Consider the following 16,443-nt stretch of genomic DNA (forward strand, 5'->3'; position numbering starts at 1 on the left):
TTCTACCCCCCGTGACCGGCCGCTGCCGCCGCGTTCGCCGCCGTGGGCAGCGCGTCGGCGATGTGTTCCAGAGCGGCGTCGTCCAGCGCCGCCGACACGAACCACGATTCGAACGCGCTCGGCGGCAGGTAGACGCCGGCGGCGAGCATCGCGTGGAAGAACGCCTTGAACGCCGGCACCTGCTGGGTGCGCGCACTGTCGTAGTCGACCACGTCGGCGTCGGTGAAGAAGACCGAGAACATGCTGCCCGCGTACGACAGCCGGTGCGGGACCCCGGCGGCGGCCAACGCGTCGGACGCCAGCTTGCCCACGACGGCGGCCGTCTCGTCGAGGCGCTGGTACAGCGCGTCGTCGGCGAGCCGCAGGGTCGCCAGGCCGGCGGCGCAGGCCAGCGGGTTACCGGAGAGGGTGCCGGCCTGGTAGACCGGCCCGGCCGGCGCGAGCCGCGCCATGATGTCCGCGCGCCCGCCGAACGCCGCGGCGGGCAGGCCACCACCCATGACCTTGCCGTACGTCCACAGGTCGGCGTCGGAGGCGTCGAGGCCGTGCCACCCGGCGCGGGAGACCCGGAACCCGGTCATCACCTCGTCCACCACGAGCAGGGCGCCGTGGGCGTGCGCGATCCGGGCGAGCTGCTGGTTGAAGCCGTCGCGGGGGGCCACCACGCCCATGTTGCCGGCGGCGGCCTCGGTGATCACCGCGGCGATGTGCTCGCCCTCGGCGGCGAACGCCTCCTCGACGGCCCGGATGTCGTTGTACGGAAGCACTATCGTCTCGCTGGCCGCCGCACCGGTCACGCCGGGCGAGTCGGGCAGGCCCAGGGTGGCCACGCCGGAGCCGGCGGCGGCGAGCAGCGCGTCGACGTGGCCGTGGTAGCAGCCGGCGAACTTGACGATCTTCGAGCGGCCGGTGAAGCCGCGGGCCAGCCGGATCGCCGACATGGTCGCCTCGGTGCCCGAGTTGACCAGGCGGACCTGCTCCATCGGGGTCCGGTCGACCAGCTCGGCGGCCAACTCCACCTCACCGGGGGTGGGCGTGCCGAAACTGGTGCCCCGGGCGGCGGCGACCTGGACGGCCTCCACCACCTCCGGGTGGGCGTGCCCGAGGATCAGCGGACCCCAGGAGCAGACCAGGTCGACGTAGCGGCGGCCGTCGGCGTCGTACAGCCACGGGCCCTCACCACGGACCATGAAACGCGGGGTGCCGCCGACCGCCTGGAAGGCACGCACAGGGGAGTTCACCCCGCCCGGCACGATGGCGCGGGCGCGGTCGAACAGGGCCTCGGAGGCCGGCGCGTCGGCTGGATAGCGGCCGGACCCGGCGGGAAAGATGTCGGTCACGATGCCGCCATTGTGACAGCGCCGGGCCGTCAACCAGCAGCCACCCCGTTGTGGGGTTACCCGGCTCACCCATGACCTGCGCCGCTCAGCGGCACCGACACGGGGGGCCTCGCGGCCTGGACGGGGACGGCTCGCGGCCTCGACAGGCCAGGTCGGTCGGATCGCGCTAGGCTGACCGGGTGGATCGTGCCGAACTGTCCATCACGCTACACCGGACGGGCGACGAAGCAGTCTTGCGCCTGGCCGGTGAGATCGACATGCTCACGGCGGCCCAGCTCTCCACCGTCGTCAACGAGGTGCTGGCCGACCCACCCCCGCGGATCGTGCTCGACCTCGGCGGCGTCACCTTCTGCGACTCGCAGGGCCTGGGCACCCTTGTCGTGCTCAGCCGCAAGGCCAGCCACGCGCAGAGCCTGCTGATGCTGACGCACGTGGGCGACTTCCTGATCCGCGTTCTGGACATCACCGGCCTGCGCAGCGCCCTGATGATCCGCAACGACCAGCCCACCGGCTGAGCCGCCCCGCCGCGTCAGGCGGTGTTGCCCCAGCGGGCCTGTTCAAGCATCCGTACCGCCCGGTCGCGGACCTCCGGGTCGTCCGAGCGGAGCAGCGTGGTCGCCTCGTCGACAGCGTCGGTGAGCCGCCGCCACTGCGTGTCGCGCTCCCGGACCAGATCCGACTGGGTGGCCAGTTGGCGGGTCTTCACCCACAGCTCGACGAAGACCGACACCTTGGCCCGGAGCACCCACGGGTCGAACGGCTTGGTGAGGTAGTCCACAGCCCCCACCTGGTAGCCCCGGAGAGCGAGCTGGGCGTCCCGGTCGGCGGCGGTGAGGAAGATGATCGGAACGTGCCGGGTCCGTTCGCGGCGCTTGATGTGGCTCGCCGTCTCGAAGCCGTCCATGTCCGGCATCTGCGCGTCCAACAGGATCACCGCGAAGTCGTCCACCAGCAGCTGCTTGAGCGCCGCCTCGCCGCTCTCCACCGCCACGGACTGGACCGGCAGGCCCTGGAGGATCGCCTCCAGGGCCGTCAGATTCTGCCGCCGGTCGTCCACGAGCAGGGCCTTGGCCATCTGGGTCACGAAGTCTCCTCGGTCCGGCTGCCGTTGATCCAGGACGACATCAGTTCGATCAGGTCGTCCAGGTCGACCGGCTTGGTGATGTAGTCGCTGCCCCCGGCAGCGAGCGCCGACTCACGGTCACCCGGCATCGCCTTCGCGGTCAGGAAGACCACCGGAAGGTCGGCGAACCGGTGGTTGCGGCGAATCTGACGGGTCGTCTCGTAACCGTCCTGGTCGGGCATCATGGCGTCCATCAGCACGATGTCCACCTCCGGATGCTCGGCCAGCAGACGAACACCGTCCGCCCCGTTGTCCGAGTACAGCACGGTCATCCCGTGCAGCTCCAACGCGCTGGTCAAGGCGAAGACGTTGCGAACGTCGTCGTCCACGATCAGCACTGTGGCGCCGTCCAGCTGACGGGTGACCGGTGCCTCCGGCCGTTCCTGCAGCAGTTCCAGCGGCGGCATCAGCAGCGACGACGGCAGCCCGGCGCGCTGCGGAGACGGAGCCTGGGGCGCGACCACGGCGTCCGGGGCCAGCACCTGCGGTACGAACAGGGTGAAGGTCGAGCCCTGACCGGGCGCGGACGAGACGGTGATGGTGCCGCCGATCAGTCGGGCCAGATCGCGGCTGATCGACAGGCCCAGGCCGGTGCCGCCGTACCGGCGACTGGTAGTGCCGTCGGCCTGCTGGAACGCCTCGAAGATGATCGACAGCTTGTCGTCGGAGATGCCGATCCCAGTGTCGATCACGGTGAAGGCGATCACCTGCTGGGCGTTCGTCAGCGCCGGGACGTCGAAGACAGCGTTCTCCGCGGCCGGAGCGATCCGCAACGTCACGGCACCGTTGTCGGTGAACTTCACAGCGTTGGAGAGCAGGTTGCGCAGGATCTGCTGCAACCGCTGCGCGTCGGTCACCAACGCCGGCGGCAGATCCTTGCTCACCCGTACCTGGAAGTCCAGGTTCTTCTCCTCGGCCTGCGGCGCGAACGCCTGCTCGACGTAGCCGCGCAGCTCGGTGAAGCGGATCTCGGTCGGCTCGACGTCCATCCGACCCGCCTCGATCTTGGACAGGTCGAGGATGTCGTCGATCAGTCGCAGCAGGTCGGAGCCGGACCCGTGGATGGTCCGGGCGAACTCGATCTGCTTCGGGCTGAGGTTCTGCTCCGAGTTCTCGGCCAGCAGACGGGCCAGCAGCAACAACGAGTTCAGCGGGGTCCGCAGCTCGTGGCTCATGTTGGCCAGGAACTCCGACTTGTACGCCGACGCCCGGGTCAGCTGCTGCGCCTTCTCCTCCAGGCCGAGCCGCGCCAGCTCGATCTCCCGGTTCTTCGTCTCGATGTTGCCCTTCTGCTCGGACAGCAGCGTGGCCTTCTCCTCCAGCTCGGCGTTGGTGCGCTGCAACTCCGCCGACTGCTCCTGCATCTCGTGCGCCAGCCGCTGCGACTGGGCCAGCAACTCCTCCGTACGCCGGTTGGCCTGGATGGTGTTGACAGCGATGCCGATCGTGAGCACCAGCCGCTCCAGGAACGACAGGTGCAGCTCGGAGAAGGCCGACACGCTGGCGAACTCGATCACCCCGAGCAGTTCGCCCTCGAACAGGACGGGGAGCACCACCAGGTCGGACGGGGGTGTCTCGGCCAGGCCGGAGCGCAGTGTGAGTCGGCTGTTCGGGGAGGCGCTGACCCGGATCGTGCGACGGGAGAGCGCGGTCTGCCCGACCAGCCCCTCACCCGGCCCGAAGGTGACGTCGTGCCCCCGTGCCACGTACCCGTACGAGGAGGTCAGCCGCAGCCGCATGCTGCCGTCGGCGTCGTCGGCCAGGAAGAAGGCGCCGAGCTGGGCGTCGACCAGCGGAGTCACCTCCGTCATGATCATGCGGCAGACCTCGCCGAGGTCGCGCTGGCCCTGCAACAGGCCGCCGATCCGGGCGAGGTTGGAGTCCAACCAGCCCTGTTCGGCGTTCTTCTTCGTCGTCTCCCGGAGGGTGACGATCATCTGGTTGATGTTGTCCTTCAGCTCGGCGACCTCGCCCTGCGCCTTGACGGCGATCCGCTGGGTCAGGTCGCCCCGGGTCACCGAGGTGGACACCTGGGCGATGGCCCGCAACTGCGTGGTCAGCGTCGAGGCGAGCTGGTTGACGTTCTCGGTGAGGTCGCGCCAGGTGCCGGAGACGCCCTTCACCTGCGCCTGACCACCGAGCTTGCCCTCGATACCGACCTCACGCGCGACTCGGGTCACCTCGTCGGCGAACGACGACAACTGGTCGACCATCGTGTTGACAGTCGACTTCAGCTCCAGGATCTCGCCCTGGGCGTCCACGGTGATCTTCTGCGACAGGTCACCCTTCGCCACCGCAGTGGTCACCGAGGCGATGTTGCGGACCTGGCTGGTCAGGTTCGACGCCATCGAGTTCACGTTGTCGGTCAGGTCGCGCCAAGTGCCGGAAACGCCCTTCACCTGCGCCTGACCACCGAGCTTGCCCTCGGTGCCCACCTCACGCGCGACCCGGGTCACCTCGTCGGCGAACGACGACAACTGGTCGACCATCGTGTTGACAGTCGACTTCAGCTCCAGGATCTCGCCCCGCGCGTCCACTGTGATCTTCTGCGACAGGTCACCCTTCGCCACAGCAGTGGAGACCTGCGCGATGTTGCGGACCTGGGCGGTCAGGTTCGACGCCATCGAGTTCACGTTGTCGGTCAGGTCCCGCCAGGTGCCGGCGACACCGCGCACCTGGGCCTGACCGCCCAACTTGCCCTCGGTGCCCACCTCACGGGCCACCCGGGTCACCTCGTCGGCGAACGACGACAACTGGTCCACCATCGTGTTGACAGTCGACTTCAGCTCCAGGATCTCGCCCCGCGCGTCCACAGTGATCTTCTGCGACAGGTCACCCTTCGCCACGGCGGTGGTCACCGAGGCGATGTTGCGGACCTGGCTGGTCAGGTTCGACGCCATCGAGTTCACGTTGTCGGTCAGGTCCCGCCAGGTGCCGGAAACGCCCTTCACCTGCGCCTGACCGCCCAGGTTGCCCTCGGTGCCCACCTCACGGGCCACCCGGGTCACCTCGTCGGCGAACGACGACAACTGGTCGACCATCGTGTTGACGGTGTTCTTCAGTTCCAGGATCTCGCCCTGGGCGTCCACAGTGATCTTCTGCGACAGGTCACCCTTCGCCACGGCGGTGGAGACCTGGGAGATGTTGCGGACCTGGCTGGTCAGGTTGCCGGCCAACTGGTTCACGTTCTCGGTGAGGTCCCGCCAGGTGCCGGAGACGCCGCGCACCTGGGCCTGACCGCCCAACTTGCCCTCGATGCCGACCTCGCGGGCCACCCGGGTCACCTCGTCGGCGAACGACGACAACTGGTCCACCATCGTGTTGACAGTGTCCTTCAGCTCCAGGATCTCGCCCTGCGCCGCCACCGTGATCTTCTGCGACAGGTCGCCGCGCGCCACCGCGGTGGAGACCTGCGCGATGTTACGGACCTGGGCGGTCAGGTTCGACGCCATCGAGTTGACGCTGTCGGTCAGGTCCTTCCAGGTGCCGGCCACGTTCGGCACCTCGGCCTGGCCGCCCAACTTGCCCTCGGTGCCCACCTCGCGGGCCACCCGGGTCACCTGCTCGGCGAAGAGCCGCAGCGTGTCGGTGAGGTAGTTCATCGTGGCGGCCAACTCGGCCACCTCACCACGCGCGCCGACCGTGATCTTCTGCGACAGGTCGCCCTTGGCCACCGCCGTCGCGACCTGCGAGATCGACCGCACCTGGCCGGTCAGGTTCGACGCCATGGTGTTGACCGAGTCGGTGAGGTCCTTCCAGGTGCCGGCGACGCCCCGCACGTCGGCCTGGCCACCCAACTTGCCCTCGGTGCCCACCTCGCGGGCCACCCGGGTCACCTCGTTGGAGAACGACGACAGCTGGTCCACCATCGTGTTCACGGTCCGCCCGATGCGCAGGTACTCACCGCGCAGCGGCCGACCGTCGATCTCCAACGCCATGTGCTGGGACAGGTCACCGTCGGCGACCGCCACGATCACCCGGGCGATCTCGGTGGTCGGCCGACCCAGGTCGTCGATCAGCGAGTTGATCGCCCGCTGCCCCTCCGCCCAGGAGCCGTCCAGCCCCTCGTCGTCGAGCCGCTCGGTGAGCCGGCCGTCGCGACCGACGATCCGACTGATCCGCCGCAGGTCCAGGTACTGCCGCTCCTGGAGCGAGACGACCTCGTTGAACGCGTCCGCCACCTCGCCGGCCGCGCCGGCCCGGCGGGGAAGCCGGACCTTCAGGTCGCCGCGCCCGATCCGTCGCAGTGCCTCGGCCAACTCACCGAGGAGCGCCTCGTGGTCGGGCGCGGACGGATCCGCCACCGACTGCTTCGACGTGGTCATCATTCCTCGCTCAACTCGGGGGTCGCCGGTCCGTGCGGACACACCGGCACCCCATATTGTGCCCGCGCGCGCCGTGGTGCCAGGGTGCGCGACCCGCCGGATGGCATCGATCGCCCGGTCGACCCGCCCGATCGGCGTCGAGTCGACACGGCGCGCCGCAAACCTCGCCCGGCTCTCGGACCTGTCGTTTCGACACGTCAACACGCGCGCTGCCACCGGTGCCGCTGACCGACGCGACAGGCCCGCGATCGGTGATCGGCTTGGCACCCGGCAGGGCGACGGTGGAGGATACGGGGGTGCCAGACGAGGCGGGGCCCGCGATGGCCGGGGCCCGGGACGGGGCCGTCCGGCGTGTCCGGCTGCCCGCCGACCGCCGCACGCCGGCCGCCGCCCGCGCCGTGGTCCGCTCGGTGTTGACCGAGTCACACCTGGACGAGCTGGCCAACGAGGCGCTGCTGCTCACCACCGAGCTGACCACCAACGCCGTCGAGCACGCCCGTACCGAGCTGGACATCGAGGTCGTCGCGGACGAGATCGGGCTGACCGTCACCGTCTCCGACTTCGCTCCCGGTTCCGGCGACGAGCTGACCGTCGGCGACCGCAACGACTCCACCGAGATCAACGAGGTCTCCGTGCGGGGCCGGGGCCTGCTGCTGGTCGACCACTTCGCCAGCCGCTGGGGCACCACGTACCTGCCCACCGGGAAGGGCGTCTGGTTCCGGCTGGACCGCCCCGGTGCCGACCCACCCTCCGGGCGCGCCATCGGCGAGTCGACACCGGCCAACGCCGGCCCCCGGACGAGCGCCGACGGGTCCGCGCCGAGCGCCAGCGCGATGAGCGAGCTCATGCAGACCGCCCCCGACCTGTACGGGGACGACCCGTTGCCCGACTTCGCCACCAGCCTGCTCAGCCGGGTCGCCGAGATGGTGGGCGCGGCCGGCGGCACGATCCGTCTGGACCGGGGCGACGGGCAGGGCCGCCAGGTGCTGGCCCGCTTCGGTCGGCCGCCCCGCCCCGGCAGCGAACTGCTCCGGGTGCCACTGACCGTGCACCGCCCGTACGCCGGTGAGCTGGAGTTGGACGCCGCGCCGTCGGCGTACGCCCAACCGTTGGCGGTGCTCACCGCCGAGCGGCTGTCGCTGCACCTGGAGAACGACCGGCTGCGCCGGGCCGACGTCCGCCGGCAGGCGTGGCTGACGTTCCTGGCCGAGGCGAGCGAACTACTGGCCCAGTCGCTGGACGTCGACCTGACGATGGCGCTGGTGCCGCAGTTGGTGGTGCCGCGACTCGGTCAGTGGTGCGCTGTGCACACCACCGACGAGTGGGGCCGGCTCCGGCTGGCGGCGGCCAGCCACGCCGACGAGTCGATGCTTCCGCAGTTGCACAAGGTGCTGGCGGAGACCGGGCCCGACTCGATCCAGGCCCGCCTGCGTGAGGCGTCCCGCAGCGCGGCGCAGATCCCCCTGGGCGGGCCGATGGAGGGCTTCGCGGTCCCGTTGATCGCCCGCGGGCAGCGGCTCGGGACCCTGGCGGTGGGGCGGCACCAGCGGCACCGGCACGACCCGGACGAGGTGGCCGTGTTGGAGGACGTGGCCCGGCGGGCCGCGCTGGCCATCGAGAACGCCCGGATCCACGCCGAACGCCGTCGGGTGGCGCAGACGCTCCAGCAGTCACTGCTGCCGCCGGTGCTGCCGCTGGTGGACGGGATCGGTTTCGCCGCCGAGTACGTCCCGACCGGCGACGACGCCGAGGTGGGCGGCGACTTCTACGACGTGGTGCCGTTGCCCGACGGGCGTTGGCTGGTGGTCATCGGTGACGTCTCCGGCAAGGGTGTCCAGGCCGCCGCGGTGACCGGGCTGGTCCGGGACGTCATCCGGGTGCTGGTCGGCGACGGCAAGCCGTTGCCGGAGGCGCTGGCGCGGCTCAACGAGACACTTGTCGAGCGCGGGGGCGGTCGCTACTGCACGCTGGCGCTGGCAGCGGTCGGGCCGGGCGAGGGCGACCAGTTGGACGTGTCGCTGCACCTCGCCGGGCACGACCGGCCGGTGCTGCTGGCCGGTGCGGGCGGCGCCGAGTTCGTCGGCACCGGCGGCACCGCGCTCGGCCTGCTCGACACGATCACCTCGCCGACGGCGCAGATCACGCTCGCGCCGGGCGATTCGCTGATCTTCTACACCGATGGCGTCACCGAGCGGCGGCGCGGCCGGGAGCTGTTCGGCACCGACCGGCTGCGGGATGCCGCCGCGCCCCTGGCCGGCTATTCGGCCGACGTGGTGGCCGCCCGGCTGCGCGCCGCGGCGATCAACTTCTCGGTCGAGCCGCCCCGGGACGACATCGCCGTTCTGGTGCTCCGCAACGACGCGACCTGACCGCCGCGCGGCCCCCCGGATATCGGGTCCGCTCGGTAGATTGACTGTCATGACGAGCGTCGCGCAGGTCACGTCGTACTCCCGGCCGGCGGCCCGGGCCCTCATCGTCGCGCAGTTCGCGACCATCGGCGGGTTCCTCGCCGTGCTGCTGCTCTACGTCGGTCAGATGACGAGCGCCGGCGTCGGCCCGGCCGAGATGCTGACCGGCGCGTACGACCCGAAGGACGTGGCCTTCTTTGGGGCGCTCCACCCCGTGGTGGCGGTGCTCTACCTGACCGGTGCGGTGCTCGGGCTGCCGTTGGCGATCGTCGCGGGGGTGGTGGTCGCCCGGGAGCGCGAGGCCCTGCCCCGTGCGACCCGGTCACTGCTGCTGGCCGGCGCGGTCGGCAGCCTGCTGGTGCTGGTGGCCCGTCTCACCCCGCCGCTGCTGGACATGCACCGGTGGTGGATGGACTGACCCCGGCGGGCTCACACGGCCAGGCCGGCCTCACAGGCCGCCGGGGAGCCGCCCGGGCGCAAGCCGGTGCTCCGGATCCAGGTGCCGCTTCGCGGCCCGCAACTGGGCCAGGCCGGCCAGCTCGCCCCAGAGGTCGACCGCCTGGCGGACCGCCGCCGGAGCGGAGACCACCACGCAGCGGCCCTGCCGGGCCAGCAGCACCCCTCGGACAGCGGCCAGAATGGACGCGACCCGATCGGCTGCCAGTGCCCCGGGCAGCGCCGCGTGCACCACGCCCAGCCCGGCGGACCCGCGCACCGGCACCGGCGCTCCCGCCGCGTCGCGGAGCGCGTAGACGGCGGCGTGCAGGTCGCCGATCGGCACTTCCAGGCGCAGCGCCGTGTCACCGGGCGCGAACGGGTAGCGGCGCCACCACGTCGGCGCGGAGTGGGCGATCGTCGCCTCCCCGTGCAGCAGGCCGACCATCCGCTCGGCACGTTCGGTGACGTCGGCGGGACCGCCCTCCAGCAGCACCACCAGGCTGCCGGCCCGGGACGGGGCGCCGGCCCGACCGGACATCGACGGGTGACGCTCCCGGGCGGTGGCCGCCGGGTGACCGGGCGGGTACGCCGTACGTGGGCGGGGGGTGCCTCCGGGCAGGTCCAGCTCGATGGCCGACGGCTCCAGCCGAGCGGCGAGGATCGTCCGGACCAGGTCGTGCACCTCCAACGGCGTCCACACCGGGCGGGACACCCAGAGCCTGCTCGCCGGCACCGGCTGCACCCGCATGCTCGCCGACACCAGCACGCCGAGTGCGCCCTGGGAGCCGCAGAGCAGGCGGGCCAGGTCGAGCCCGGGCGCGCCACCGCCGACGCTGATCAGCTCGCCGTCGGCGGCGAGGTAACGCACGCCCAGCAGTTGGTCGCAGGGGCTGCCGTGGCGGTGACGTAGCGGGCCGGCCTCGCCGGCGGCGAGCACGCCGCCCACTGTCGCGCCGGGTGAGGGGGCGTCCATCGCGAGCCGCTGCCCGGTGCGCTCCAGGGTGGCCTGCACCGCCCGCAGTGGAGTGCCGGCCCCCACGTCGGTCACCAGCGAGTCGACCGGCTCGTGGCCGATGCCGGCCAGCCGGCCGGTGTCGAGCAGGATGTCGACCTGAACGGGGGCGGCACCCCAGTCGATCTTCGTGCCCGCGCCTCGGGGCACCACCGCCAGGTCGTGCACGGCGGCCAGTCGCAGCACCTCGGCGGCGGCGTGCGGGCCGCCGGGAACTGCCACCCAGCGCGCCGGTCGCCCCGCGACCTCGTCGGCGGGCCCGGCCAGCCGGGAGAACGGTGGACCGCAGATCGCCGCCAACCGCCGGGTGATCTCGAGGGCTCCGGACCGGCCGAGGGAACTCGCTGCTGCCGCCATGCCGGACATCGTACATGTGTTCGAAAGCCGTGGTGACGAGTATCGGGATGCCGCTGGTCCGGCACGCTGCGGCTGCTGGCCGGTAACGTGGCCGCCGTGACCACCGAGACTGCCCCGCCCGCGGCGAAGCGGGTGCCCAGCGAGCGCACCCACCACGGCGACACCGTCGTCGACGAGTACGCCTGGCTCGCCGCCAAGGACGACCCGGAGACGATCGCCTACCTGACCGCCGAGAACGAGTACACCGACGCGCGTACGGCACACCTGGCCGACCTGCGCGCCGACCTGTTCGAGGAGACTCGCCGACGCACCCAGGAGACCGACCTGTCCGTGCCGACCCGCAAGGGCGGGCACTGGTACTACACCCGGACGGTCGAGGGGCAACAGTACGGAGTGCAGTGCCGCCGGGCGGTCCGCGACGGTGAGACCGACCCACCGGTCAGCGCGGACGGCGCCCCGCTCGACGGCGAGGAGGTGCTGCTCGACGGCAATCTGCTGGCCGAGGGGCACGACTTCTTCTCGCTCGGCGCGTTCGACGTCAGCCCGGACGGTCGCTGGCTTGCCTACTCCACCGACTTCTCCGGTGACGAGCGGTTCACCCTGCGGGTGAAGGACCTGACCACCGGCGAGCTGCTGCCGGACGAGGTGCCGGACACGTTCTACGGCACCGCCTGGTCGGCCGACGCCTCGGTGCTGTTCTACGTGACGGTGGACGACGCCTGGCGGCCGAACCGGGTCTGGCGGCACACCATCGGCTCCGCCGCCGCCGACGACGCGGTGGTCCACCAGGAGGACGACGAGCGGTTCTGGGTGGGGGTGGAGCTGACCCGGTCGGAGAAGTTCATCCTCATCGACGTGCACAGCAAGGTGACCAGTGAGGTGCTGGTGATCCCCGCCAGCAACCCGACCGGCGCGCCGGCCGTGATCGCTCCCCGCCGACAGGGCGTCGAATACACGGTGGAGCACCACGGCCACCGTTTCCTGATCCTGCACAACGACGGCGCGGAGGACTTCGCGCTGGCGTTCACCTCGGCGGACGTACCGGGCGACTGGGTGCCGCTGATCGAGCACACCCCCGGCACCCGGCTGGAGGCAGTCGACGCCTTCGCCAACCACCTGGTGGTGTCGCTGCGTACCGACGGGCTCACCGGGCTGCGGGTGCTGCCGGTGGGCAGTGACGACGGGTACGACATCGACTTCCCCGAGCCGCTGTACAGCGTCGGGTTGGACGCCAACCCGGAGTACCGCACCGGCCAGGTCCGGCTGCGCTACTCGTCACTGATCACCCCCGACTCGGTGTACGACTACGACCTGGTCACCCGGCAGATGGTGCTGCTCAAGCAGAAGCCGGTGCTGCCCGGGCCGGACGGGCGACCGTACGACCCGGCCGAGTACGAGCAGCACCGCGACTGGGCGCTCGCCGACGACGGCACCCGGGTGCCGATCTCACTGGTCTGCCGCGTGGGCACCCCGAGGGACGGCTCGGCACCCTGCGAGCTGTACGGCTACGGCTCGTACGAGGCCAGCATGGACCCGTGGTTCTCGGTGGCCCGGCTGTCCCTGCTGGACCGGGGCGTGGTCTTCGCGGTGGCGCACATCCGGGGCGGCGGTGAGCTGGGCCGACGGTGGTACGACCAGGGCAAGCTGCTGGCCAAGAAGAACACCTTCACCGACTTCGTGGCGTGCGCCCGGCACCTCGTCAAGGCCGGCTGGACAGCCAGCGACCGACTGGTCGCCCGGGGCGCCTCGGCCGGTGGCCTGCTGATGGGTGCGGTGGCCAACCTCGCGCCGGACGCCTTCACCGGGATCGTGGCGCAGGTGCCGTTCGTGGACGCGCTCACGTCGATCCTCGACCCGTCACTGCCGCTGACCGTCACGGAGTGGGAGGAGTGGGGCAACCCCCTCGACGACCCCGAGGTGTACGCGTACATGAAGTCCTACACGCCGTACGAGAACGTTGCCGCCGTGGACTATCCGGCGATCCTCGCGGTGACCAGCCTCAACGACACCCGGGTGCTCTACTCGGAGCCGGCGAAGTGGATCGCCCGGCTGCGGGCGGTTGCCCCGAGCGGCGACTACCTGCTGAAGACCGAGATGGGTGCCGGGCACGGCGGCCCGAGTGGTCGCTACGACTCCTGGCGCGAGGAGGCGTTCATCAACGCCTGGATCCTGGACCGCATCGGCCGCGCCTGACCCGTCGGTCGTCATGATCGCGCTCGATGGTGGGTAGACCACTACTTCCATGATCGGGCGCGATCATGCGTCCGGTCGCGTGTGCGCGGGCCTTTCGGGGTCGCGCCGGATGTCGCGGCCTAGACTTCCGGGGTGACCGGGGCTACCGATAGTGACGGCGACGCCGCCGAGGAGGTGCGCCGACCGAGCGTGGCGACGGTGGCGCGGGACCGCCGGGTCTGGCTGATCCTCGCGGTGGTCGCCGGTCTGCTGGTCTGCTGTTGTTCGGCTGTGGTCGGCACCCTGATCGCACTCTCCTCCGGCCTGCTCGCCGCCTGATCCGGCCGACTCAGGTCGTCCGCAGCTCGTCCAGCGCGGTGCTGGCGCGCAGGAAGAGCAGGCCGACACCGATCGTCACCAGCACCGCCGCCAACGCGCCGGCGCCGAGCCACGCCAGGTGCTCCAGAGGTACGGGGACGGCTCGCTGCACCTCGGGAATCTGCACGATCCGGTTGTACTGCGCGCTGGTGGCAGGGTCCTCACAGAGCGCCACAGTGGCCTCGCAGATCGTCGCCGCCCCGCCGCCCCCTGACACCTCCGACTCGGCAAGCCCTCGGCCGAGCAGCGTGCCAACTGTGAGCGCGAGCAGGATCGCCGGCACGGCCGGTGCCAACGCCTGCCAGGCCACCGAACGGCTCAGCGTGGCGCGGGGCACCCCGGTGGCGACCAACGCGGCGTAGGCCCGTCGACGGGCGACGATCCCCTCGACCAGCGCGACGATCAGCCCACCCGTCGCGATCAGGATGGCAACGGCAATCGCGGCATCGACATAGTTCATGGTGGACAGATAGAAGGGGTCGGTGCCACCATCCAACCCGGCGAACCGGCTCTGCTCCTGCTCAAGCTGGTCCTTGGTCCCGAAGTAGGCCCGCTGGGCGGCCGCGCCCCCGCCGAAGATCAGGGCCGCGAGCAGCGCCGCGAAGGTGCGGCTACCCGCCCACGGGTCGGCCATCAGCCGGCCCGCCGCGAGCAGGGCAGCCGGGCCGCGGGCGTGCCGACGAAGCAACCGCCCGCAGTGGTACGACAGCCAGCCGGTGCCGATCACCACCCCGATCATCGCCGCGAGCGCGCCCACAGCGAACAACGCCGGCACCAGCCAGGCCATCAACTCCACGTCGTCGGCGAACCGGTAGACCACCGGGCGGATCACCGCGAACGAGGCCACGCCGAACCCGATCAGAAGCCCCGCCCACGGACCCGGACCACGCTCGCGGGCGGCCTTGCGGCTCACCCCGAGCGGGCTGGTGGTGACCGTACGCAGCATCAGGGCGGTGGCCAGCGCCGCCACGACCGGCAGACCGAGCACCACGCCGGCCAGCGCGCCGGTCGACGGCAGCACGTCGGTGGGCAGGGCCAGTTGGCCTTGCGCGTCCGGGCGGTGCAGCAGATCACGGCCGACCAGATAGACACCAAGCCCGACCAGCGTGCCGAGCAGAGCGGCCACGCCGGTCTCCAGCACCACCAGCCGGGTGACCTGCCCGGGAGTTGCGCCGGCCAACCGGAGCGCCGCCAACCGGCGGTCCCGTGCCGGCGCGCCGAGCCGGGCACACTGACCGGCCAGCGCCAGCACCGGGATCATCAGCATCAGCAGCGCCAACGCCGTGCCACCCCGCAACCCGGGCTGCACCAACAGTGCGTTGTGGTACTGCTCCGACCACCTGTTCTGGTTCTCAGCCGTCGCCGCGGGGGTCGGGATGGCCCACACGGTGAACGCCGCGAGCCCGGCCAGTGTCGCCAGCAGGGCGCTGAGCGCGGTCAGCACCACCCGGGCGGTGTCGGTGCGGGTGCCGGCGAGCGCGAGGCGGAGCAGCGTCGTCGGTCTCACCGGGCGCCGCCGGCCAGCGGCACGTCGAGCCCCAGGCCGGTGTGGTCCACCAGGCCGTCCCGCAGCACGATCTCCCGATCGGCGTACGCGGCGATCCGCGGCTCGTGGGTGACCAGCACGACGGCGGTGCGCTGCTCGCGGGCGAGCCGGACCAACTGGGTGAGGACCTGCTCGCCGGTGAGCGTGTCCAGTGCGCCGGTCGGCTCGTCGGCGAAGAGCACCCGAGGCTCGGTCACCAGCGCCCGCGCAGTGGCGCAGCGTTGCTGCTGACCCCCGGACATCTCACCCGGCCGCACGTCGGCCACCTCGGCCACCCCGAACCGCTCCAGCCAGGTGAGCGCCGCCGTCCGTGCCTCTCGCCGCCCCGTGCCGGCGAGGAGCAGGGGCAGGGCGACGTTCTCGGCAGCTGTCAACTCGGCCACCAGCTGACCGAACTGGAACAGCACCCCGAACTCGGTGCGCCGCAGCCGCGACCGGGCCGCCTCCGACCAGGTGTCGATGCGGTGCCCGCGCCAGGTGACCTCGCCGGCGTCCGGCCGGAGGATCCCGGCCAGGCAGTGCAGCAGTGTCGACTTGCCGCAGCCGCTCGGCCCGGTGACGGCGACGATCTCGCCCTCGGCCACCTCGAGCGTCACGCCGCGCAGCGCGGGCGTCGGGCCGTACGCCCGAACCACGCCGCGAGCTTGAAGTTGCGTCACGGATGCACCTCCCGGTGCCAGTCGGCGACCCGGCCCAGGGTGGCGTGCAGCCACCGCAGATCCGCGTCGAGGTGGGCGATCGCGAAATCGGCAGCGACCACGTCGCTGAGGGTGGCGCCCGAGTCGGCCTTGACCGCCGTCAGCTCACGCAGCCGTGCGGTGTGCGCGGCGCGCTGGGCGATCAGGTACGACCGGGCCCGATCGACGTCGGCGACCAGCAGCGCCACCACCACCTTGGTGAAGAGCGTGCTGGCCACGTACGGCATGGGGGCTTCCACAGTGGACAACCACTGGTCCAGCGTGTCCCGCCCCTGGTCGGTCAGCGCGTACGCCGTGCGATCCGGCCCGCCCGCCCGATCCTGCCCGGCGGCAGCCACCAGCCCGTCGCGTTCGAGACGACCGAGAGTGGCGTAGACCTGCCCGAAGGCCAGCGGCCGAGCCCGGGGCAGTCGCTCGTCGTGCGCCCGCTTCAGCTCATACCCGTGCCGACTGCCCCCAGCGAGCAACCCGAGCAGAACATGCGGCGTGGACACGCCGCCCACTATTCACCCAGTGAATACCCAAGTCAACAACCCACCCCACCCCACCCGCACCCGCACCCCACCCCGCCTCGGTGATCAAGAAGTTTGCGTCACCGGCGCACCGAAATCTGACGCAATCCTCTTGATCACCGAGGGCGGGGGGT

The 16,443-nt window shown here is 71.5% G+C and carries 12 protein-coding genes; 5 read left to right on the forward strand and 7 right to left on the reverse strand.

Annotation, left to right across the window (positions count from 1 at the left end):
• Window positions 1-2: 2 nt before the first annotated feature.
• Window positions 3-1,340 carry a glutamate-1-semialdehyde 2,1-aminomutase gene (hemL, locus tag NIE79_RS12275; protein ID WP_238678671.1) on the reverse strand — a complete coding sequence of 446 codons (1,338 nt, stop codon included), beginning with the start codon at window positions 1,338-1,340 and terminating at the stop codon, window positions 3-5.
• A gap of 179 nt (window positions 1,341-1,519) precedes the next feature.
• Here hemL and NIE79_RS12280 point away from each other — a divergent pair, with 179 nt between their 5' ends.
• Window positions 1,520-1,855 carry an STAS domain-containing protein gene (locus tag NIE79_RS12280; protein WP_007454492.1) on the forward strand — a complete coding sequence of 112 codons (336 nt, stop codon included), beginning with the start codon at window positions 1,520-1,522 and terminating at the stop codon, window positions 1,853-1,855.
• A 14-nt stretch (window positions 1,856-1,869) separates the two neighbouring features.
• Here NIE79_RS12280 and NIE79_RS12285 read toward each other — a convergent pair whose 3' ends face one another.
• Window positions 1,870-2,424, reverse strand: coding sequence for a response regulator (locus NIE79_RS12285; RefSeq protein WP_196920611.1), 555 nt, complete (start codon window positions 2,422-2,424; stop codon window positions 1,870-1,872).
• Window positions 2,421-6,791: a HAMP domain-containing protein gene (locus tag NIE79_RS12290; RefSeq protein WP_372471476.1), complete on the reverse strand. Its 4,371-nt coding sequence runs from the start codon at window positions 6,789-6,791 to the stop codon at window positions 2,421-2,423. Before NIE79_RS12290 ends, NIE79_RS12285 begins: the two co-directional genes overlap by 4 nt.
• A gap of 293 nt (window positions 6,792-7,084) precedes the next feature.
• On the opposite strand from NIE79_RS12290, the gene NIE79_RS12295 reads away from it, so the two are divergent.
• Window positions 7,085-9,157, forward strand: a complete 2,073-nt coding sequence (locus NIE79_RS12295) for a SpoIIE family protein phosphatase (RefSeq protein WP_372471477.1) — start codon at window positions 7,085-7,087, stop codon at window positions 9,155-9,157.
• Between the two features lie 49 nt (window positions 9,158-9,206).
• Window positions 9,207-9,614 (forward strand): hypothetical protein, encoded by a 408-nt coding sequence (locus NIE79_RS12300; RefSeq protein ID WP_238678673.1) that lies wholly within the window; start codon window positions 9,207-9,209, stop codon window positions 9,612-9,614.
• Window positions 9,615-9,644: 30 nt separating this feature from the next.
• Here NIE79_RS12300 and NIE79_RS12305 read toward each other — a convergent pair whose 3' ends face one another.
• Entirely contained in the window at window positions 9,645-11,003 is a 1,359-nt protein-coding gene (locus NIE79_RS12305; protein WP_238678674.1) for an FAD-binding oxidoreductase, read from the reverse strand.
• 96 nt (window positions 11,004-11,099) lie between these two features.
• Between NIE79_RS12305 and NIE79_RS12310 the strand changes: the two genes are divergently transcribed.
• Window positions 11,100-13,196: a S9 family peptidase gene (locus NIE79_RS12310; protein ID WP_238678675.1), complete on the forward strand. Its 2,097-nt coding sequence runs from the start codon at window positions 11,100-11,102 to the stop codon at window positions 13,194-13,196.
• A gap of 132 nt (window positions 13,197-13,328) precedes the next feature.
• Window positions 13,329-13,514: a hypothetical protein gene (locus NIE79_RS12315; protein ID WP_238678676.1), complete on the forward strand. Its 186-nt coding sequence runs from the start codon at window positions 13,329-13,331 to the stop codon at window positions 13,512-13,514.
• 10 nt (window positions 13,515-13,524) lie between these two features.
• On the opposite strand, the gene NIE79_RS12320 is transcribed toward NIE79_RS12315, so the two are convergent.
• From NIE79_RS12320 to NIE79_RS12330, 3 genes are read right to left on the reverse strand one after another with little or no spacing between them, the layout of a single operon-like run.
• Entirely contained in the window at window positions 13,525-15,060 is a 1,536-nt protein-coding gene (locus NIE79_RS12320) for an FtsX-like permease family protein (protein ID WP_238678677.1), read from the reverse strand.
• Window positions 15,057-15,758 carry an ABC transporter ATP-binding protein gene (locus NIE79_RS12325; RefSeq protein WP_238678678.1) on the reverse strand — a complete coding sequence of 234 codons (702 nt, stop codon included), beginning with the start codon at window positions 15,756-15,758 and terminating at the stop codon, window positions 15,057-15,059. The genes NIE79_RS12320 and NIE79_RS12325 overlap by 4 nt, the downstream gene beginning before the upstream one ends.
• Window positions 15,755-16,291, reverse strand: coding sequence for a PadR family transcriptional regulator (locus NIE79_RS12330; protein WP_238678679.1), 537 nt, complete (start codon window positions 16,289-16,291; stop codon window positions 15,755-15,757). The genes NIE79_RS12325 and NIE79_RS12330 overlap by 4 nt, the downstream gene beginning before the upstream one ends.
• Window positions 16,292-16,443 lie beyond the last annotated feature (152 nt).

This window comes from Micromonospora trifolii (assembly GCF_022229005.1).
Lineage (GTDB): Bacteria > Actinomycetota > Actinomycetes > Mycobacteriales > Micromonosporaceae > Micromonospora > Micromonospora trifolii.